General features: G+C 43.6%; 21 protein-coding genes. 8 read left to right on the forward strand and 13 right to left on the reverse strand.

The features are described 5' to 3' along the window. Positions 1-44: 44 nt before the first annotated feature. Entirely contained in the window at positions 45-545 is a 501-nt protein-coding gene (locus tag TW84_RS18090) for a hypothetical protein (RefSeq protein ID WP_045977052.1), read from the reverse strand. Between the two features lie 147 nt (positions 546-692). On the opposite strand from TW84_RS18090, the gene TW84_RS18095 reads away from it, so the two are divergent. Then, on the forward strand, positions 693-1163 hold the full coding sequence (locus tag TW84_RS18095) for a CreA family protein (protein WP_045977013.1): 471 nt from the start codon (positions 693-695) through the stop codon (positions 1161-1163). 109 nt (positions 1164-1272) lie between these two features. After that, positions 1273-2577, forward strand: a complete 1305-nt coding sequence (locus TW84_RS18100; RefSeq protein ID WP_045977014.1) for an inosine/guanosine kinase — start codon at positions 1273-1275, stop codon at positions 2575-2577. Positions 2578-2615: 38 nt separating this feature from the next. Here the strand turns inward: TW84_RS18100 and TW84_RS18105 are convergent, their stop codons facing one another. Beyond that, entirely contained in the window at positions 2616-3242 is a 627-nt protein-coding gene (locus TW84_RS18105) for a beta-phosphoglucomutase family hydrolase (protein ID WP_045977015.1), read from the reverse strand. A gap of 116 nt (positions 3243-3358) precedes the next feature. On the opposite strand from TW84_RS18105, the gene TW84_RS18110 reads away from it, so the two are divergent. Further along, positions 3359-5122 (forward strand): methyl-accepting chemotaxis protein, encoded by a 1764-nt coding sequence (locus TW84_RS18110; protein ID WP_045977016.1) that lies wholly within the window; start codon positions 3359-3361, stop codon positions 5120-5122. Between the two features lie 42 nt (positions 5123-5164). Here TW84_RS18110 and dsdC read toward each other — a convergent pair whose 3' ends face one another. After that, positions 5165-6106 (reverse strand): DNA-binding transcriptional regulator DsdC, encoded by a 942-nt coding sequence (gene dsdC / locus TW84_RS18115; protein ID WP_045977017.1) that lies wholly within the window; start codon positions 6104-6106, stop codon positions 5165-5167. Between the two features lie 172 nt (positions 6107-6278). Between dsdC and TW84_RS18120 the strand changes: the two genes are divergently transcribed. Next, a complete protein-coding gene (locus TW84_RS18120) occupies positions 6279-7586 on the forward strand; it encodes a D-serine ammonia-lyase (protein WP_045977018.1) in 1308 nt (435 codons plus the stop codon). Positions 7587-8040: 454 nt separating this feature from the next. On the opposite strand, the gene TW84_RS18125 is transcribed toward TW84_RS18120, so the two are convergent. Beyond that, the gene (locus TW84_RS18125) at positions 8041-8601 is read right to left on the reverse strand and encodes a GNAT family N-acetyltransferase (protein WP_045977019.1); all 561 of its coding nucleotides are present in this window, start codon (positions 8599-8601) and stop codon (positions 8041-8043) included. 266 nt (positions 8602-8867) lie between these two features. Here TW84_RS18125 and TW84_RS18130 point away from each other — a divergent pair, with 266 nt between their 5' ends. After that, a complete protein-coding gene (locus tag TW84_RS18130) occupies positions 8868-9995 on the forward strand; it encodes an acyl-CoA desaturase (RefSeq protein WP_045977020.1) in 1128 nt (375 codons plus the stop codon). 582 nt (positions 9996-10577) lie between these two features. Here the strand turns inward: TW84_RS18130 and TW84_RS18135 are convergent. The 7 genes from TW84_RS18135 to TW84_RS25215 all read right to left on the reverse strand — a co-directional run bounded on the left by TW84_RS18135 (position 10578) and on the right by TW84_RS25215 (position 15149). After that, positions 10578-11351: a substrate-binding periplasmic protein gene (locus TW84_RS18135; protein WP_045977021.1), complete on the reverse strand. Its 774-nt coding sequence runs from the start codon at positions 11349-11351 to the stop codon at positions 10578-10580. Positions 11352-11571: 220 nt separating this feature from the next. Then, the gene (locus tag TW84_RS18140) at positions 11572-11985 is read right to left on the reverse strand and encodes a GFA family protein (protein ID WP_045977022.1); all 414 of its coding nucleotides are present in this window, start codon (positions 11983-11985) and stop codon (positions 11572-11574) included. Between the two features lie 19 nt (positions 11986-12004). Beyond that, positions 12005-12400 (reverse strand): GFA family protein, encoded by a 396-nt coding sequence (locus tag TW84_RS18145; protein ID WP_045977023.1) that lies wholly within the window; start codon positions 12398-12400, stop codon positions 12005-12007. 10 nt (positions 12401-12410) lie between these two features. Further along, the gene (locus TW84_RS18150; protein ID WP_240457503.1) at positions 12411-12962 is read right to left on the reverse strand and encodes a GNAT family N-acetyltransferase; all 552 of its coding nucleotides are present in this window, start codon (positions 12960-12962) and stop codon (positions 12411-12413) included. Positions 12963-13049: 87 nt separating this feature from the next. Further along, positions 13050-14312, reverse strand: a complete 1263-nt coding sequence (locus tag TW84_RS18155) for a DEAD/DEAH box helicase (protein WP_045977025.1) — start codon at positions 14310-14312, stop codon at positions 13050-13052. 36 nt (positions 14313-14348) lie between these two features. Next, on the reverse strand, positions 14349-14924 hold the full coding sequence (locus tag TW84_RS18160) for an acyl carrier protein phosphodiesterase (RefSeq protein ID WP_045977026.1): 576 nt from the start codon (positions 14922-14924) through the stop codon (positions 14349-14351). 102 nt (positions 14925-15026) lie between these two features. Beyond that, a complete protein-coding gene (locus TW84_RS25215) occupies positions 15027-15149 on the reverse strand; it encodes a hypothetical protein (protein WP_275041680.1) in 123 nt (40 codons plus the stop codon). A gap of 355 nt (positions 15150-15504) precedes the next feature. On the opposite strand from TW84_RS25215, the gene TW84_RS18165 reads away from it, so the two are divergent. The 3 genes from TW84_RS18165 to TW84_RS18175 all read left to right on the forward strand — a co-directional run bounded on the left by TW84_RS18165 (position 15505) and on the right by TW84_RS18175 (position 18891). Continuing rightward, positions 15505-16710, forward strand: a complete 1206-nt coding sequence (locus tag TW84_RS18165; protein ID WP_045977027.1) for an aromatic amino acid transport family protein — start codon at positions 15505-15507, stop codon at positions 16708-16710. A gap of 146 nt (positions 16711-16856) precedes the next feature. Continuing rightward, entirely contained in the window at positions 16857-17993 is a 1137-nt protein-coding gene (msrB, locus tag TW84_RS18170) for a peptide-methionine (R)-S-oxide reductase MsrB (RefSeq protein WP_045977028.1), read from the forward strand. A gap of 160 nt (positions 17994-18153) precedes the next feature. Then, the gene (locus TW84_RS18175) at positions 18154-18891 is read left to right on the forward strand and encodes a MipA/OmpV family protein (RefSeq protein ID WP_045977029.1); all 738 of its coding nucleotides are present in this window, start codon (positions 18154-18156) and stop codon (positions 18889-18891) included. Between the two features lie 51 nt (positions 18892-18942). Here TW84_RS18175 and dbpA read toward each other — a convergent pair whose 3' ends face one another. Together dbpA and folE are read right to left on the reverse strand one after the other, a co-directional pair. Beyond that, positions 18943-20319 (reverse strand): ATP-dependent RNA helicase DbpA, encoded by a 1377-nt coding sequence (dbpA, locus tag TW84_RS18180; RefSeq protein ID WP_045977030.1) that lies wholly within the window; start codon positions 20317-20319, stop codon positions 18943-18945. A 112-nt stretch (positions 20320-20431) separates the two neighbouring features. Next, a complete protein-coding gene (gene folE / locus TW84_RS18185; protein WP_045977031.1) occupies positions 20432-21085 on the reverse strand; it encodes a GTP cyclohydrolase I FolE in 654 nt (217 codons plus the stop codon). Positions 21086-21108 lie beyond the last annotated feature (23 nt).

The raw sequence follows: 21108 nt of genomic DNA on the forward strand, positions 1-21108 counted from the left end.
GAGATATTCAAAGGGAACAATCTGACCGAGGGTAGACATCGAAATTAAGATTCAATGTAAATATCAGAGAATAGTGGTGCCTCAATGCTTTGATGACTCAATAAAGAAGCGATAAACGCTTCACGTTCGCTGCCTAATGTGACGATATCAGAAATCAGCAGGGTATTTTGCTGTTTAGTCACAATAGCTGAAGCGGCAGGCTCACCATTTAGGAAAGCGATATAAAGATCACAAGGCTCAGAGAATATGATCTGACTAAGAAACTCGACAATAAGCTTTTGCTCATGACGCTTATCCCACCTTTTTGACTGCAATAAAGCAAACATTACTGTCAACCGATGAAAGTCCACTTTATATATATCGAGAGTGCGAGATTCTTCGTGTGACTCCGATTCATGACTTAATTTTCTGACCTCACAAGCAGCACTCTTCTCTAAAAATAGTGCTCTGCCTAAAAGACTTTCCTGAGTCGGAAACTCCACATCTACGTGCTGACTTAGCCATTGATTCTTGGCGACGATAATTGAACTAGCGCTTTCGCTCATATAGATCATTACTGCTTTTTTCTTAATTAACGTGAAGCTTAGCGATAACGATCTGATGTCTCAAGTATTTTGGAAGATATCTTCTTATATCTGTGTCAAACTAGAGTCATTCACAGACAGAATTAAATTATTGGGACAAACAACAATATGCTAAAAAAAGTCGCGATCGTATCATTGCTTGCGTTGGGATTAACGGCCTGTGACAACACAGAAGTTGGCGATGTCAGCCTCGGCTTATTCACGATGAAAGACATCAAACTGAATCACCTTAAAGATCCGGTCGTCACTGGCGTGACCTGCCATATAGCGTCTATTGAGGCAGATTTTAGTCTTGCTGATCCAAGTGATAGCTCAATTTCTTGCCGTCAAACAGGAGAAATCACCCCAGAAATGATTGCTGAAATTGATCAATCCAAAAACGGAGAAGTGGTGTTCAAGAAATCAAAAAGTATTTTCTTTAAAAGCATGAAGGTACGTAGGATTTTGGATGTCGAAAACCAAACTTTAATGTATTTGTCCTACTCTACCAAAGAAACATCAGGCAGCTTCAAACATAGCCTTTCGACGGTACCGCTCTGGGGCACAAAAGCCTACGGAACATCGACGACCGAGAAGTAGATGGAAGAAGAGCCAACTCTATCTGGTTGGCTTTCTTATGTAATAAAAATGAAAGCAATCTTTCATTGGTGTGATATGATGCGCGAAAATTTCCAACTGCACTCAAAAAATGAAGTTTCCTGGACAGCGCAAATCTAAGCACTACTTCCCTACTCACGCCCGTGATCCACTTGTCAACCAGATGAAGCAAACGCCAAAGCTTTACCGACCTATCATTGTCGGTGTTGGTCAAACAATTGTGGATATCGAAGCTCGTGTGGATGACGACTTCCTAGCTAAATACGACTTGAGCAAAGGACATTCTCTGGTCTTAGAAGAAAGCAAAGCGGACGCGCTGTATGAAGAGCTGGTAGAGCGTGAACTTATCACTCATCAATACCCTGGTGATACCATAGGTAATACGCTGCACAACTATTCGGTATTGGCAGATAGTAAGTCTGTGTTGCTAGGCGTCATGTCTAAGAACATTGAAGTTGGTTCTTTTGCTTACCGCTATCTATGTCGTACTTCTTCTCGTATGAACTTAAACCATCTTCAAATGGTCGAAGGTTCAATTGGCCGTTGTTACACCTTAATCTCAGAAAATGGTGAGCGTACGTTTGCCATTAATGAAGGCCATATGAATAAGCTGCGTCCGGATAGTATTCCTGAAGACGTCTTTGATAAAGCATCTGCTTTGGTCGTATCTTCCTATCTGATGCGTGGCAATCCTGAGGACCCAATGCCGCAAGCGGTTGCTCGCGCTATCGAGATTGCCAAGTCGAAAAATGTACCTGTTGTGCTGACTCTTGGCACAAAATGGGTCATCGAAGGCAATGCTGAATGGTGGCAAAACTACATTAAGGAAAACATTTCTATCGTTGCAATGAACGAAGAGGAAGGTGAAGCACTTACCGGTGAAAAAGATCCTCTTCTTGCTGCCGATAAAGCATTGGAATGGGTTGATCTGGTATTGTGTACGTCTGGCCCAGTGGGTCTTTATATGGCTGGCTACACTGAAGAGTCAGTAAAGCGTACCACTGAGCTTCCATTGCTGCCGGGTAACATTCCAGAATTCAATAAGTACGAATTTAGTCGAGCCATGCGTAAAAGTGACTGTGCGACACCAGTCAAAGTGTATTCCCATATTGGCCCATACTTAGGTGGACCATTAGAAATTAAGAATACCAACGGCGCTGGAGACGCGGCACTGTCGGCACTTTTGCATGATATGGCAGCCAATAGCCACCACCAAGTAAACGTGCCAAACTCATCTAAGCATGATCAGCCTTACCTGACGTATTCTTCTTTGTCTCAGATCTGTAAATATGCAAACCGAGTCAGTTATGAAGTGTTAACCCAGCACTCCCCTCGTCTAAGCCGCGCACTGCCAGAACGCGAAGATAGCCTTGAAGAGACATACTGGGACAGATAACAAACTAACAGAGCCGCCGTCATGCGGCTCTTTCTTTATTAGTGTGGGCAGGGATAGAAAGCTAACCCACTTCCTTCAACCATGACACAGTCCATTTGAGCTGCGTGTGCAGCTTGCTTTCCTAGCTCTGTATCTTCAAAGACAACGCACTCACTTGGTAATAAGTTAAGTTCTTGAGCTGCGACTAAAAATGTATCTGGGTGAGGTTTGTGACGCTTAACATCTGTCGCCGTCACGACAGTATCCAGTTTGTCGAGGATCTGGCTTTCTGACAGCAGTCGCAAAGCGCTTTCGCGTTGACTTCCTGTCCCTACCGCAATTTTCTTTTTACCGTAAAAATGCGTGAGTACTTCATTGGTAGACTCTATTGGTCGTCCGAAATCTTCCAGTGCACCGAAGGTTTTCATCTTAAAGCAGGATACTGCCATGGGGTCTAGCGTCAAACCATATTTCTTATTGATTTCAGACGCTATTTTATAGCTTGGCATACCACCCAAGCTATGGAGCCATTCTTGTTTAAAAGGAAACCCAAATTCGATGGCTGTTGTCGCCCAAGCTTTCAAGTGTGCGGGCATGGTATCGATTAGGGTGCCGTCCATATCAAAGATGAAACCTTGATACCGCTCCAATTGTTTAAATTTTATAATATTTGCGACATTAAACATTGCTACCATCCATAAAAATCTGGCCAGACCAGATTAATTGATATATTTATAAACAACAGCTACTCTTTCAAACAGAAGCCGATAAAACTAACCGCTCAATTAACTCAGGTAGTCTCATGAATATCAAGAACAAACTGTATTCATTAGGTGCAGTCGCTATTTTAGGGGTTGTCTCGTTACTTTTAACAACCTCTCATTTTGCCCAAACCACCAAGCAACTAAATAAAGCAAATTTACTCGTCGCTGAACTGGAAATTCGTCTTCTTAATCTCAGGAGAAACGAAAAGGATTTCCTTCTCAGGCTGGACATGAAATACCTTGATAAATTTAACAAGAATATGGACATCTTTCTTGATCTCGAATCTGAACTCGCCCCTGTTTTAGAGGGTAATGATTTGCCTTCAAGCTCCCAGGTAAGGCAGGATATCCTCAGTTATCAAAACGGTTTTACCAATCTTGTCAATTCGTTCAATGCCCTAGGGCTCAAACCTGAAGTCAAAATCCTCGGTACTTACAACACAGAGTTAAAGGCATTAAAACCGTCGTTGTCCAGCGAGCAGTTGGTTGACCTGTTCGAATTCGACAAGCATATTGCCAAAGGAGAAGTTCAAACCCAGTTACTTCCTAGCAACGCCAGTGGACTAATCGCTGCAGCGAATCAGGTTGTTGCTCAGAAGAAACTCATCGGCCTAAAGTATAGCGAAGGCCTGCTCGGCGAAGCTCGTAGCCTCTCCCATGCGGTGGAGACACAGTTCAAAACCTTCGCAGCTGCACTCGACGAACAAAGTGAGACAACCAGAAAAGAGCTCACCTTGATTAAACAAGGGGTCAGTGTTGCTGTTATGGTATTTATTCTCGGCTTTATTGTCCAAATTTCCAGATCAATAAACCAACAGGTCGCGGCCCTGCTTTCCATTATTCAGGAGATCGCTCGATCAAATAACGTCGCCCTCCGCGCTCAACTTTCAGGGAAAAATGAGCTCGTCGCGATCGGTAACTATTTCAATCGACTACTCGACAAACTAGAAACGCTTATTTCTGGTACTCAATCCAAATCTTCAGACTTGTCACAAAGCACTCAAAGCATGCACAACGAGCTGCAAAGTGTCATTGAGCAATTTCATGTTCAAGCTGATCACACCTCTACGATGGCAACCTCGGTACAAGAAATGGTAGCGACCATTAATGAGATTTCTGAAAGCACAGCAGTCGCGGTTGAAGGCGTTCAGCAAGCGTCTGTCAATGCTCAGCATGGACGAGAAGTTGTAGAAGAAACAGTAAAAAATATCAGCCAGTTATCGCAAATCCTTTCAGACAGCCAAGGCTCTATCAGCTCATTGAACGATCACGTTGATAAAATTGGCGACGCGGTCAATATCATCCAAGGCATTGCAGAGCAAACTAACTTATTAGCACTAAACGCGGCGATAGAGGCGGCACGCGCGGGTGAACAAGGGCGAGGCTTTGCGGTTGTTGCCGACGAAGTTCGAGCGCTTGCCAGTAGGACGCATCAATCGACTGAGGAGATCACCAAAGTAGTGACAGCCATTCAAACACAAATGGCGACGGTAGTGACCAATATTGATCAATGTAACGATCAAGGCCAGCAGACACTTGGTGCTTCAGAAACACTGGATGAAAGTCTAGGTCAAATTATTACCGACATGACGAATATTCAGGCTAACTCCGAACGGATTGCATCTGCGATTGAAGAGCAAGGCATCGTTATGAACCAAGTCAGCGAATCTATCACTGAATTGAATAGTATCTCGGAAGGGAATATGCACTCAGCGCAAAACTGCCTGACTGAAGTCGACAAAGTGTCTTTGCAGGCAAGTGAGATGGACCAAGCTGTCGCCGAGTTCCAAACATCTAAGTAGAGTGAAATACGCAGTTAAAAAGCGCTTTATCTAAAGCGCTTTTTATTTATACGTTTTCAATTGGCCGCGCATCCAATCCACAAAACACTTCTGCTTAGCGGACAAGGTACTTTGCACCGCAATAAGATAATAGTAATACCCCGATTTAATCATTCGCTCCGGGAACGGCATCATTAGGTTGCCTCGTTCTATCTCCTGTTTTACCAAGCTCCATCTCCCCATCGCGATTCCTGCCCCATGCTTAGCTGCGCTTACCGCCAAGGTCGACTGATCAAATCCAATCGAACGACAATTTTGCAGTTCAAACTGAGTAAAATGTTCATGCCAATATTTCCATTCATCGAGCAAAGAATCGATGTGCCACGCTTGGTTATCATGCAATAGCGTGCAATTCGAAAGATCTTGCGTTTCATTATTTAAAGCATATTGCGAAGCATAATTTGGCGAGCATACAGGAACCATATGCTCTTCATTCAATTTTAGGCTCCAACTGGTATCAGGGGTGACATTGCTATAGTAAATAGCCAGATCAATGCCATGTCGATTTAAATCAAGTGTGTCGTTACCCGTGATCAGTTTGAGGTCGATTGATGGGTAATGCTCACTGAAATCACATAGCCTTGGAACCAACCAGTCATGTGCAAACGATGGCCTAGAATACACAGTTAAACCACCCGATACATGACCATTTTTTACCTGTTCAATGCTGTTATTAAGTTGCGACAAGGCTAACGTCACGGACATAAACAACTGCTCCCCGTCAGAAGTCAGAGTCACCTTACGATGTTGACGTTCAAACAATTGAAGCTTGAGCTCATTCTCTAACTTACTTATCTGATGAGACACCGCACTAGGGGTTAAACAAAGTTCATGTGCTGCCAAAGCGAAAGAACTCATACGAGCAGCGACCTCGAATGTATAAAGCTTTGAGAGCTGTAGACCATTTAACTGAGTATTAAGGCGTGTGCTTATATCAATTTTCATTACTTTATGTTGATTTCGCTTTACGTGAAAAATTTTATCTTAAACCAACTAAGCCTAGAACTCTCCCTTAATTTGAGTGAAACTGATTCATCTATAAGTGAGTATTGATCATTTGCCAGAGTTGCTGAACAAAGGTTTAATCAAACCATCACCTTTAAGCCGATGATAAACTATGCGCCATCTAACAAAACAGTACCCACTCATTGATACCCTTACTCAATTGGTAGAAACGAGCTGGTTTAACCCTTCCGTAACGACAACTAACATTGCCATCCCATATGTTGGGCTGGGCAAAGCGGATACCGATGATGCCTCCGCACGGTTGAAACGTTTTGCGCCTTTCTTGGCTCACGTATTCCCTCAAACCAAAGACAGCAATGGCATTATTGAATCACCCATTCGTGAGATTTCTTCGATGAAATCAGCGTTAGAGGCCCAGTACCAAACCAACATTGCGGGTCAGTTGATGCTCAAAATGGATAGCCAACTACCTATTTCCGGTTCTATTAAAGCGCGCGGTGGGATTTATGAAGTGCTGACCCATGCAGAAAAACTGGCGTGTCAACATGGGCTGCTGAACGAGGACGAGAATTATATAAATCTGAGTAGACCTGAACTAAGAACGTTCTTCTCGCAATTTAGCATCGCTGTTGGGTCAACAGGTAATCTCGGGTTGTCTATTGGTATTATGAGCGCAAAACTTGGCTTTAATGTCACTGTGCACATGTCATCAGATGCCAGAGAGTGGAAAAAAGCCAAACTCCGTCAACATGGTGTCATCGTTCGAGAGTATGACAGTGATTATGGTGTCGCCGTTGAGCAAGGTCGTCTTGAAGCAGAACAAGACCCGAACTGCTTTTTTATTGACGATGAGAACTCAAAAACGCTTTTTCTCGGTTATTCGGTGGCTGGAGAGAGAGTCAAAGCGCAGTTTGAAGAGATGAACATTCTAGTGGATGAAGAGCACCCTCTTTTTGTTTATCTACCTTGTGGGGTTGGTGGCGGCCCAGGAGGCGTTGCTTTTGGATTGAAACTCGCTTTTGGAGATCACGTACATTGTCTTTTTGCTGAGCCAACACATTCACCATGTATGATGTTGGGCGTCCACACAGGTTTGCATGATGAAATTTCAGTACAGGATATTGGACTGGATAACGTCACGGCAGCAGATGGCCTAGCGGTTGGCCGAGCATCCGGTTTTGTAGGTAGAGCAATGGAACGAATGATAGATGGCTATTATACTGTGTCAGATGAAACCCTGTTCGCTCACCTTAAAAAACTCAATCAAACAGAAAACATCAAACTTGAGCCCTCCGCATTAGCCGGAATGAAGGGGCCAATCATCGTCTCGCAAGATCACGAATACTTAGTTAGGCTTGGTCTATCCGACACACAGCTTGAAAACGCCACTCATCTAGTTTGGGCGACAGGGGGAGGAATGGTACCAAAAGAAGAAATGGACAAGTACCTAACCAAATAAGCGGCCAACCACCACTTTCTTGGCTTTTCACAAGCATCCTAGATAAAAATCCCCTCGCTTAAAGGGCTGAGGGGTACCACACTACGTTTGATAACTCTCACCTAACAGCATCAAATTATTACTTTCTCACCCTAATGCTACTCCAAGGCGTATAAATCAGGCATAAAACCCAGTCGACCGCCAATCCATGAGCTTCCTTCAATGAATTCTGGCTTACACGAACTGAGCCGCCTGCGATGTCCTCTGGGAAATGAGCTAAGCAGCGCTGGCCTATACTTGTGTCCGCGATTTTGACGCCATACTTTGAAACAGATACCGCACCACAACACATGGATTAATCACGTTTCGTCTTAACACAGACCATTAGGTGAATGAGTAAAAAGGCTGATGCCAAATTGCCTAACGACCTTCTGGGTATGGTCCAAGAATTATTAGGAAAAAGGACCGCACTGTATCAATCTGTTACGACCTCTACCTGAATATGGCCACCGATACGTTCAAGTAGATCATCACCAGAGTTCCAGGCGTAAACCAATTCAGGAACCTGACTACCACAAGGCGCTTTCCACAAACGCTCTTGAGCCAGTTGACCACCAATGTGGTTGTAAAACTCTACGGCTTGTTGATTGTCCTTAATCACTTCTAAATATACGCCGTTGTCAGGGAAGTGTTGCGCAATCCACTTTGCCATTTCTGCAATCAATTTGACTCCCAGTCCTCTTCCACGATAATTTTCGTCAATGTGTAAAGCGTCGATAATGGTGCCTTTTTCAAAGTCATGATTACCAAAAGCACAAATGAATCCACATAGCAGTCCGCCTTCTTCCAGCAAAAGAACATGCTGGTTAAAAGGAGGGTTGATCAACCGTGTTTGCCAGATAGCGAGTCGTTCATCCATCACATCATGGTTAAGATAGTCAGGTGCCAGTAAGCCTTGATAGAATTTCTTCCAGCTTTGAGCGTGTAGAGAAGCAATGCGTTCGTAGTCGCTATATTCAGCTACTTTTAATTCCATTTATAGTTCCTTATTACTTCCTGTAAGGATTGTGTATCTCTTCATACTATAAAACATTTAACTAAAAGCCAATCATACTAAAGAAAATTCAACATTATTTGCCACGGTTGCTCTAATACTCACGCAATGATGCTTATTGACCATTCTGTTTATAACTTCTAGCCGATTTATCCTTCATTGATCTCACACCACACTTAACTTTCATTTGACTTACACATGTACGCTGATATTCTGGCGCACAACTGTTAGCTGAATGGATAATTGAAATGTCTGTAAAGGAAAAGCCACCGCTAATATGGCTAAATGTTACGCTTTTTCTCTCTAGTTTTATCGTCGCCGTTGTCATTGCTCCTTGGTATGGCTTTGAGTTCGGATACGAGGCGGAGCATTGGCTTTGGCTGCTGATCACCTTTTCTTTTTGTAACCTTTCAATCACAGCGGGTTATCACCGCCTGTGGTCCCACAAAACATACGATGCGCATTGGTCCCTAAGATTACTTTTCGCTCTTGGTGGCGCATTTGCGCTGCAAAACAGTGCGTTGCACTGGAGCTCTGATCACCGAGTTCATCACAAGCATGTCGATAATAATGATAAAGACCCTTATTCTGCCAAACGTGGATTCTGGTTCTCTCACATTGGGTGGATGCTAAGACATTATAAACCGGCCACTTACTCTGATTACGGCAACTGTCGGGATTTGCAGAAAGATAAAATCGTGATGTGGCAACATAAATACTACTTGCTACTAGCCATAGTGATGAACATTGGCCTCCCCCTATTGCTCGGTCTGATTTATCAGGATATCTGGGGAATGCTGCTTATGGTGTGTGTGGTTCGCTTAGTGCTGAGTCATCATTCGACATTTTTTATCAACTCACTCGCCCATATCTGGGGTTCGCAGCCTTACACGGATAAAAATACGGCACGTGACAATGCCGTACTAGCGGTATTCACTTTTGGTGAGGGTTACCATAACTATCATCATATCTTTGAGAATGATTATCGCAACGGTATTCATTGGTGGCAATATGATCCAACCAAGTGGCTAATCAAATCTTGTTCATGGCTTGGGCTGACAAGAAAACTCCGCGTTACGCCTAAGATGAAGATTGAAAAAGCGATGGCAAAGCAAGCGTTAGCGAAAGCATCTCTGAACGTGAGTAAGCTTCCCAATGCGTCACTGATTAACGAAACGTTAAACAAGGAATTCGATGTACTGATGAGCAAGATGTCAGACTATTATGAGTTGAAGAAAGAAATCCTTGAGAGCAAGAAAAGCGATTTAGCAAAGAAGTACGAACATTCCGTGCTCAAAGTCCGCTACCATCAAATGAAGCAAGACTTCAAAGCACAACGACGAAGTTGGCAATTACTCGTTGCACGCTACGCATAACATCAAAGCCACCTGTACTAGGTGGCTTTTTAATTCGTAACACAGCGAATTTCTATTATCTCAACACTAACCCACAACAGCGTTTAATACTTACCCAAACCGCTTTATGCTTGGCTAGCCAGCTGATAAACACACCACCATAAAATACTATTGCAAATAGACAGGATCACTGTCGTTACTAATAGATGCTTAGCACTCATACTCAACACACAACAAACCACGCTATTTACCAGCGCGTTTATTCATCACTTATAAACTATTAGCGAGCATTATAAACTGTGCGTCTTAAAAATGGGACAACATAAGAAAAAAAGGTTCATTTTGAGAGGGAAATCTCTATAAAAACTCACATCACCTAAACTTATATCATTGATAAATTTAACAATTAAATATAGAAAGTAAATTTTTATCACAATTAAAATTAACAAAACTATCTAGATTATTTATATCATCTTTAAATTGACAATAATATTATTTATGTAATTATCTTATCTACAAGAGATTAAAGCCAGTACGTTCTATTTAAAGCAAAAAAAAACGGAAGTTTAACACTTCCGTTTTTTTATCTGCATCAATTATTATCTATTTAATAAAGTCATTGACTATCTGGTCAATTTCTCCGCTTTCTTTCATCTCAGATAGTATCTTATGATATTGAGTTTTAAAGCCCTCTTTGTATGGGAACTTACTACCATCGGTAACAATACCCAAGAAACCCTGCTCTGAACTTATCGTAGCGCCTTCGACAACACTTTGACCATCATACTTACCTTCGTTTTGCAGCTTTTTCAGTTCCCACTGGATTGAAAGCGCATCATTCATGTAGCAATCAACGCGCCCGGCAATAAGCTTAAGCAGGTTTTTAGGTGTACCTTTTGTTTCGTTGAGCTTGATTTTACCCGCTTTTACTGCGGCTCTGAATTCATCGCCGCCCGCTGAGAAGCCTGCATTGTTGCCTATCGTTAAGCCCATGTAATCCCCTGGCCAATTAGGTTTTGGGCTACTTAACACTGATTTCTGGCAAACCACAACCAGCTTTTCGTCAAGTATAGGCACATCGTATTCCATATAAGGACGCTGGTCTGGGCGTTTATATGGTGGATAAAGGGCAAAAATCTTACCACCTTCGATCTCTGATAGCCCTCTTTTCCATGGCACGCCTTTGATCGTCACATTGTAATCGGGCATTTTAGAAAAAATCCGTTCGAGAATAACGGTATAAATGCCTGTTACTCTACCGCTTTCAACGTACGAATAAGGAGGGTATGAATCGTCACCATAGACAGTGACATCATTTTTCGCCAAAACCGAGGTGGAAGCCATAACCGCGCACAGCAAAGTTAAGGTTTTTTTCATAGTAATAACTCCAAAAACTGTTCAATCAGCATAACGTTGTTGCTACCGGTAAGTAATAGTTCAAGCCCCCGCTAAGTCAAGCCACAGTTAAGGTGATAGATCTTTGCTTATGATAAGAAAAACAAAAATAAATTATTAATATTAAAAGCTTTAATGGAGATAATTCAGTATTTAAAGACCAAATGTGCGTATCAAAAAGGAGCCTGAGCGGCTCCTAATATCAAGGTTGTTTGTCAAAACACTGAATATGTTTTGGAATTTGAACCCAATTCTGTTTTTCACTTAACCACAGGTGTATCTCGGGCTCGAACATAGCACTATATTGTCGACCAACTGGCTTCAACTTCAACTTGATAGTAGCGGTATCATCTGGGTTATAGTGATAAATGCGATTACCGCATTGGCCACAGAATTTGGCAATATTTTTGTTGCCACTGTCCGCTATACGCTGCCATTCATTTAACTTTCCCTGAAACTCAATATCTTCAGCCTTAACAATAGCTGTTACGCTGTACGCGCTAGTCGATAATTTCTGGCACTCTTGGCAGTGACATGCAACAACTTTTATCGGTGCTGCTTTAAGTTGATAGGAGAGTTGCCCACACTGGCAAGACGCTTTGATCGGAAATTCCATGATAACTCCTTACTAAGATTCAACGATCCGCTGGATGATTGACACCATCATAAGTGACAATGTCACCCAAATCATAAGGATTAACGCCTTCTAAACACCCGACGTTGTAACCATATTCCGTCGGGTCTGAACGGCGTTGATGGTGAGTGTAGATACCGCATTGAGAGCAAAAGTAGTGCTTAGCCGTGCCTGTATTAAATTGGTAAAGCTTTAGCAACTCTTGGCCTTTAAGTATACGAATTCCGTCTAGTTTTACGGAAGCGACAATCGCCCCCTTTCTTCGGCAAATCGAACAGTCGCAACGTCTTGGTTTATCGATCCCTTGTGGAAGGTGCAGCTCGATTTCAACGTTTCCGCAGTGGCAGGTTGCTTTGTGATATTCTTTGATTTGTGTTGTGCCTACTTGCTTGATCATCCATTGCTCCTCAATTGATTAGTAACTGATACTCAATACAGTCAATCGGCTTTCCGTGCATTTCCGCGTAATTGTTTACTACTTTCATTGGCCGAAATCCGTTAGCCGTTAATACCTTCTGTGACGCCAAGTTTTCAGTGGATGCGTAAGCTACCAACTTTTCAACGCCCATTTTTTCAACAACTCGAATAATGTTTGAGACGGCAAATTTCGCAACACCACGGTTGGTGAAGGATTTCCCAACTCGATAGCCAATATGGGCAATCTTCCTACGCTGGCTAATGTTAGAGATATTAACTCTTCCAAGAATCGCGCCGCTTTCATCAACGATTAACATTGGAACCAAAGTTTTCGCGGCAAACTCTAGTAGAAACATCTGAATGTGTTCTTTTACACCTTCAAGTGAATAGAAGTCTGTCTCACGCGGAGGGATATTGGCTTCAAACCATTCTCTGTTTTGAATCTCGAACTCAAGAAGTTTCTCTACATCACCTTCTTTGAGTAGCTCAAGCTGCATATCAAGTCCTTTATGAATAATGCCCGCGATCAATATATCGCTCAAATACTGTTAATCCTATGTTTATATTGATAATTTGTTAATCACGCATAAAAAAAGCCGCATCTCTGCGGCTCTTAATAATTTGGCTAACTACTTCTTCTTGCCTCTATTCACATGAATCTTGAGCTTCGCTTTCATCTTTCGTTTTTCCGAAGAGCGACTTTTTCGTCTTGCACCGCGCTCGCGTTCTTTTTCAGTTGGCGCTTCAATACTCGGTTCAAAGCCCTGTAGCCACTCTTGTGGTAAACGCGCATCAAGGAGCCTCTCTATCGCTTCAAGCAAGTATTCTTCGTCTTTGCTCATCAGCGATACCGCCAGACCTTCCTGACCAGCTCGGCCAGTACGACCAATACGATGAACATAGTCTTCGGCTTTGTATGGCATATCAAAGTTAACCACTTGCTCTAGCTGATTAATATCCAACCCTCTCGCCGCTACATCGGTTGCAATCAACGCTCTAATTGTGCCCGATTTAAAATCGTCTAATGCTTTCTGACGTGCACCTTGACTTTTATCCCCATTGATCGACGCTGCTTTGATCCCATCAAGTTTAAGCTCCTTCGCAAGCGCATCGCTACCCTGCTTAGTCTTGGTAAACACCAATACCTGCTGCCAGTTTCGTGAACCAATTAAGTAGGCAAGAAGTTCAGCTTTACGCTTTTTATCGACGGGGTAAACCATCTGTTTGACGGTCTCAGCCGTACTATTTGACGGCGTTACCTGAACTTCCACTGGCTCGTTCATCAATTTATGAGCAATGGTCTTGATGCGCTTATCGAATGTCGCAGAGAAGAACAAAGTCTGACGCTCAGGGTTGAGCTTTTTCAATATACGTTGGATATCTGGCATGAATCCCATATCTAGCATGCGATCGGCTTCATCCAGTACCAAGTAGCTGGTTTTTCTAAGATTGATGTTTTTGCAGTAGAGATGATCCAATAAACGTCCAGGGGTTGCGATCAATACGTCACAACCCTGCCTTAGGTTTTGCGTCTGAACATTCATACTGGTGCCACCGTAAGCGGTCACAATTTTGATCTCAGTCGCACTCGCATAAGCCGTTAAGCTATCGAAAACTTGCTGCGCCAACTCACGTGTAGGAACAACCACCAATGCTAAGACATCATTTGATTGCAGATCTCGCGACGTTTCCTGATCAAGTAGCTTGTTGAGTAGTGGCAAGCCAAAGGCAGCGGTTTTCCCTGTTCCTGTCTGAGCCCCCGCCAGCACATCTTTTCCTTCAAGTACGAGAGGAATAGCTTGCTCCTGAATAGGTGTTGGCGTGTCAAAACCTAATTTTTCTACAGTAGATGCAAGTGCATTAGACAGGCCCAGATGTTGAAATAAAGACATGGTAACTTTCCGAATGAAACAGGGTCGCCGATTCTATCAGAATCTTTTCGCAGCGTTTAGTATCTCTGGGTACAAGGTATGGAATATTTCTTTCAATGGTTGATAACGATGCTCTAACGTATCAAAACAGCGCGATAACTCCCCCATTCTCGGCGACCGAGTTGACATTCTCTGCAGCGCATACTCGATATTCTCAATTTCTTGATAGGATTCTAACCACTGGCCTTTCCACATTGCTCCGCTGACAGCGATAAAACGCTCGGGAAGCGTTTCTGGGTATTCGGCAAGGACTTTACGTTCGGCATCAAGACAAAAATCTCGCAAGCTAGTGGCATTGTACTGCTGCCACTCAGACGCCAGACAGTGATCCCAGAACACATCCAATGCTATTGCTGAAAAACGCCGACTCTTTCCGGGAAAGTACTCTCTGGCTTTTAGCATCAGTGCATGTCTGTCGGTTGTACTGTCGACAAACCGGTGCAGCTTTATTCCTTGGACGATATCGGCTGCATAGTGGTGTTCAGGGTTACCTTTTACAAAGTCCCCAAGCAAATTTCCCAACATGCTCGACTCGCAGTGTTGTGCTATGTGAAGGTGGGCGAGGTAATTCATAGTGCTAACTAGTACGAAACAATCATTTCATAAAAGCACAAAGCCAGCGCATTTGCACTGGCTCTTTCTGGTATCAACGTTAGTGTTGATTTCTACGAACGATTATTTTTTGAAGATTTCTTCTGCTAGCGCTTCGATTAACTGTTCATAATCTGACAGTTCAAAACCAATCTCCATAGCATCTAGCAATTCAAGGCATTCTTCGTTCAATGTTTGGTCACTCATTCTGACCTCCTTAATTACAAACAACTTTATAGACCTGTTTTCAAGTCTCAACATGAATATAAGGCCTATTGCTCCTTTTTAAACCACTTATATGACAGTTTTTTGAAAGAACAAAGTAAATAATCAATGCGATATGATTTTTGTCCCAAGTAAACGTTTGCATTGCCAATTCTAATCTAGATCGAGACCTTTCGTAAACAAATTAATACACATGTGGTTATTTAAATGTACATTTTACTTGAAATTATCAGTTTAATTCCACAAAATGCCCTAAACATAGATTTTGTGCACTGATTTATGCATTTTTTCTAGTTTTAAAATCCATACCAAACCAAAAACGTAAAGAATATTATACATGACAAAATCAAAGGTTCTGGGTAGTACTTTGATCATCGCCGGCACGACTATCGGTGCAGGCATGCTCGCTCTACCTCTTGCTTCTGCCGGATTAGGCTTCACGACTTCACTCATCATCATGGTCGCACTATGGGCATTAATGGCTTATACCGCTCTATTGATGGTCGAACTCCACCAACACGCAGAAGCGAGTGCAACACTTCATACTCTTGCCAAGCAGTTTCTGGGGCAAAAAGGCAAATGGGTAGCCAGTTTTTCTATGCTGTTCTTGTTCTACTCACTTTGTGCAGCATACATAGCAGGTGGCGGTGCACAGTTTGGTGAACGCATTTCGCAGTTTACGGGTCTTGAAATCACGTCAACGACCTCAACCGTCATCTTTACGCTAGTAGTCGCCGCTGTGGTAACCATAGGCACTGGTACAGTCGACAAAGTGAATCGCGTACTGTTCGCGATCAAACTAATCGCGATGGCGATGGTTCTGACCTTCCTTGCACCGAATGTGACTGAGTCGTACCTACTGAGCATGCCTGTTGAACAAGGCCTTGTCGTCGCAGCTATTCCGGTTATCTTTACGTCTTTCGGATTCCACGGCAGCATCCCTGCTATCGTGAACTACCTAGATGGCAATACACCTTCACTGCGTAAAGCCATTATTGTTGGCTCTTCTATTCCTTTGATCATTTATGTTTTCTGGCAAATTGTAACCCTTGGTGTGGTAAGCCAGGATGCGTTGGTCGATAACCAAGGCCTAAGCGGGCTGATTTCAACGCTGTCGACCAAAGTTCACCAGTCAGGCCTTGGTCAGACAATCGGTGTTTTTGCTGACTTGGCGTTGCTGACTTCTTTCTTGGGCGTGAGTTTAGGTCTGTTTGAATTCCTAGGCGATAGCTTCAACAAGAACAAAACCGCTTCTAGCCGCATCGTCGTTGGTGCTATTACCTTTGTCCCGCCAATGGGCTTCGCACTGTTCTACCCACAAGGCTTTATTATGGCTCTTGGATACGCAGCGATTGCGCTAGCGATTCTGGCCATATTCCTGCCTATTATGATGGTGAAGAAAGCGCGCATTGCTGAGGAAACTCAAGGTGGCTACCAAGTGTTTGGTGGTACAGCAGGCTTGATGATCAGCGGTACCGTTGGCTTTGTAATAATCGCAGCACAGCTGCTCATCACTATGGGTGTTTTGCCTTCACTAGGCTAACTTCACTTCTTCATTTCAAGGGCAGCTTATAAGCAGCCCTTTTTACTTTCTAAACGAAAAATCTCTAGAAAAATGCGATCTAATGCAATTTTTCCTACGACTTGCCTTTCTTATTAATCAAAGACAAAGCAATCGAAGAGGTTGATATGAAAGTGAAGTCGAAGATAGTGTTTTCCGCTATTGCCCTAACCGCTGTACTAGCGTCGTTTTTTGGCACAGCAAATAGCGACGTAACAAGAAGCTCGGCTTACGGCGACTATCAGGTCGCTACATTAGCGGGTGGCTGCTTCTGGTGTACAGAATCCGACTTGGAAAAACTACATGGTGTTATCGATGTCGTTTCTGGTTATGCCGGTGGCGAGCTAGAAAATCCAACCTACAAGCAGGTCTCATCTGGTAAGTCCGGTCATATTGAAGTGATCGAAGTAAAATATGATCCAGAAGCCGTGAGTTACGAACAAGTCCTCGACCAATTCTTCCGTCATATAGACCCAACAGACAACAAAGGGTCCTTTGTTGACCGTGGTCCTCAGTACCGCCCTGCGATTTTCTACCATAACGATGAGCAAAAGCAGATCGCAGAAAACTTTATGGCTGAGATCGAAGCGATTGGTATTTTCAAAAAGCCGCTTAAAACAGAGCTGATTCAGTTTACTAAGTTCTGGCCAGCAGAAAACTATCATCAGGATTACTACAAACGTAACAAGATCCGTTACAACTACTATCGTTACGCATCAGGTCGCGATCAGTATCTGGATGACATTTTTGGCGATGATCGAGAAAAAAATCCTAAGACTCTGCGCCAGCTGATTGATGATCACAAGGCAGTTTCAAACGTAAAACCTTACAGCAAGCCTTCTGAAAAACAGATTAAAGCTAAGTTAACCGATCTCCAGTATTATGTTACTCAGGAAGAAGGAACCGAACGAGCTTTCAGCAACGAGTATTGGGATAACAAACAACACGGCATTTACGTTGACATCGTGTCGGGTGAGCCTCTGTTTTCTTCTACTGATAAGTACAAGTCGGGGACAGGCTGGCCGAGTTTTACCAAACCTATTAATGAGGCGTACATCGTCACTAAAACGGATTTCCATTTAGTCTACCCAAGAACAGAAGTGAGAAGCCGATTTGCTGATTCTCATTTGGGCCACGTTTTTAAAGATGGTCCCGCGCCAACGGGCCTGCGCTATTGCATGAATTCAGCCGCCATGAAGTTCATTCCGGTCAATGAACTGGAAGAACAAGGTTACGGTGAGTACATGTACCTATTCGACAGTTAATCCATCCAAACAGTCGATACCAAAGCCAACCTAAACAATGGTTGGCTTTTCTTTCTCCTGATGCCGCTAAACGCATAACTTATGCGCTTTTTCTCTAATCATTGCTGCAATGCCAACATCGAAAGTCCGTTCTTCTTTTGAGTCGATAAGGAGAACCTTTATGAACTTACAGCAAACGACCACCCTACTTGCCGCATGCACAGCATTAACCGCTCTTAACACGTCAGCTCAGGAACAATATTATGATTTCGGCTTTATCGGCGCGAGCGGCGCCTATGGCCAGTCAGTTTATTCTGACAATGGTGGTGGCTCACTTTCCCTTGAACCCAACGTTTTTTACAACGGCGAGTACGGATTCGTTGATGGTAGCCTAGTGAACATCTCTGTTCTCCCGTATGTAGGGATTTCAGGTCAGTGGCGATTCGCTGAAGTTTCGGATGATTTTGATGATATTCCCAACGGGATAGACGAACGCGATGGTAACGGTGAACTCGGTGTAACCATTGGTACAGTCGGCGCTCGGCTCACTTACTTGCATGATGTGACTAACGAGCATGATGGTTACGAAATTCAACTGCATTTAGGGCGAACCCTTGATCTTCCTTTTGAGCAATTTACGCTAACGCCTTACGTTGAAGTCGATTTTCGCGATAGAAAGCTCTCACAGCATCTCTATGATATCTCGGCTCAAGAATCCGCTGCGACAGGTCTGAATACATACAGCTCTGGTAGCAGTTGGGTTTATCAAACAGGTCTGATTGGCATCTACACCATAACCCCAGATTGGTTAACGCTCGCAAAATTTGAGTTGCAACATCATGACTCGGACAGCCCGTTAATTCAAAGCGATCTCGGCTGGTCTGTAAGCCTTGGGGTTACTTACAAATTTACGGAGTAGCAAACGAAAAAAGCCTCCGGTGCGGAGGCTTTAAAAAACTTAGTGGAAGCGTTACTTCATCACACGAGCTTTAAAGTTGCGCCCTTTCATTTTACCGTTTTGAAGCTGCTTCAATGCTGGCTTTACAATCTCGTGTTCAACAGCCACATAAGAGACCATTGGCAGAATGTTGATCTTGCCAATTTTCTTCCCATCCAGTCCAGCCTGTTTCGTTAGAGCACCTAATATGTCCCCTGCACGAACTTTCTGCTTCTTACCGCCAAGGATCTGAATCGTCTGCATTTTAGGGTAGAAAGGCCTTTCTACTGGTTTTTCTGGTAGTACAGCTGGAGAGATCGCGATATCCATGTATTCATCAATACGTGCGACACGATATTCTTCTTTCTCACTGTAGAAGCTAAACGCAACACCTTTAGAGCCGGCTCGACCAGTACGGCCAATTCGATGGACATGCACTTCAGGGTCACGTGACAATTCAAAGTTGAACACCGCATCTAGGTTATCAACATCAAGGCCACGCGCTGCTACGTCCGTCGCTACAAGAATTGAGACACTTTTGTTAGCAAACATGGTTAATGCCTGTTCGCGTTCACGCTGTTCCATATCACCATGAAGCTCGACAACGCTAAACCCACGGTGGTTTAGCTCATCGGTCACTTTCTGGACTTCTTTCTTTGTGTTACAGAACACAACTGACGACTCAGGTTTGTGTGTCAACAATAGCGCTTCTAGGGCATCATCACGCTCTTCTGTTGTGTTTAACTTGTAGAATCGCTGCTCGATGGTGGTTGTCTGATGCGTTGATTCCACTTTGATCATTTGAGGATCACGCATCACTTTAGATGCTAAAGACTCAATGTTTTTCGGGAACGTCGCACTAAACAATAAGGTTTGTCTGTCTTGAGGTGCTTCGTCAATAATTGCGTCAATAGCCTCTTCAAAGCCCATTTCCAACATTCGATCAGCTTCATCCAGAACCAAAGTGTTCATCTCAGCTAGGTTGATACGACCTTTAGAAAGGTGATCCAAAATACGCCCAGGCGTACCCACCAAGATATGCGCGCCATGCTCCAACGAGCCAATTTGAGGCCCCATCGGCATACCACCACACAAGGTGAGAACTTTGATGTTATGAATGCCACGTGCCAACGTACGAACCTCTTTCGCTACCTGATCGGCAAGCTCGCGAGTTGGGCACAGTACCAAGGTCTGAACACGGAAGCGTTTAACGTTCAAATTACTCAGTAAGCCAAGAGTAAACGCGGCTGTTTTGCCCGAGCCTGTCTTGCCCTGGCCAATCACATCTTTACCTTCAAGAACAATTGGCAATGCCTGCTGTTGTATCGGCGTCATTTCAGTGTAGTTGAGGCTGTTCAGTGTCTCTATCAGTTCACTTCTAAGATTCAGGCTCTTAAATGAGGTTGTCACAAGTGTATCCTTCAAGGATGGCTAACGAATGTGGATCCGTAAGCAGTTAAAAAGTAAAAACCGCTTCAACAAGGAAGCGGTTTTGAATAATCCGTAAAGCGTATCGGCCGCTCTAACGAATTCCGTGTAGGAACTCGTGGCGCGTAGCCGGGTTGCTCTTAAAAATACCACCTAACGCAGTGGTGGTGGTTTCGCTTGTTGCATCCATCACCCCACGAGATTTCACGCAATAGTGCGTGGCATCAATGGTGACTGCAACATCATCAGACTCTAGCAGAGTTTGCAGTGCGATCAGAATTTGTTGAGTCATGCGCTCTTGCACCTGAGGGCGCTGCGCAAAGAAACGAACGATGCGGTTTATCTTGGACAAGCCAATGATTTTTCCGCGCGGAATATACGCCACAGTCGCGCGGCCATCAATCGTTACTAAGTGATGCTCACAAGTGCTTGTCAGTGTGATGTCTTTGACGCGCACCATTTCACTCACGTCCATCTTGTTTTCAATCACCGTGATTTTTGGGAAATTAGTGTAATCAAGACCAGAGAAAATCTCGTCAACGTACATCTTTGCAATGCGATGCGGCGTTTCTTCAAGACTGTCATCGGTAAGGTCCAGCTCAAGAAGAGAAAGTATTTCACGCATATGGTACTGAATCTTTTCTTTTTTCTCTTCACGACTGATTTGGTTTGGCGACATTGGTGTCTCCAAACCGCGGCTTTCTAGCGCATCTTTTACCAACTTCGCGGATTCGCTAAGACCTGACATTCCACTTCCTCTTACATAACCTT

The sequence above is a fragment of the Vibrio neptunius genome (assembly GCF_000967495.1).
GTDB classification, from domain to species: Bacteria; Pseudomonadota; Gammaproteobacteria; order Enterobacterales; family Vibrionaceae; genus Vibrio; species Vibrio neptunius.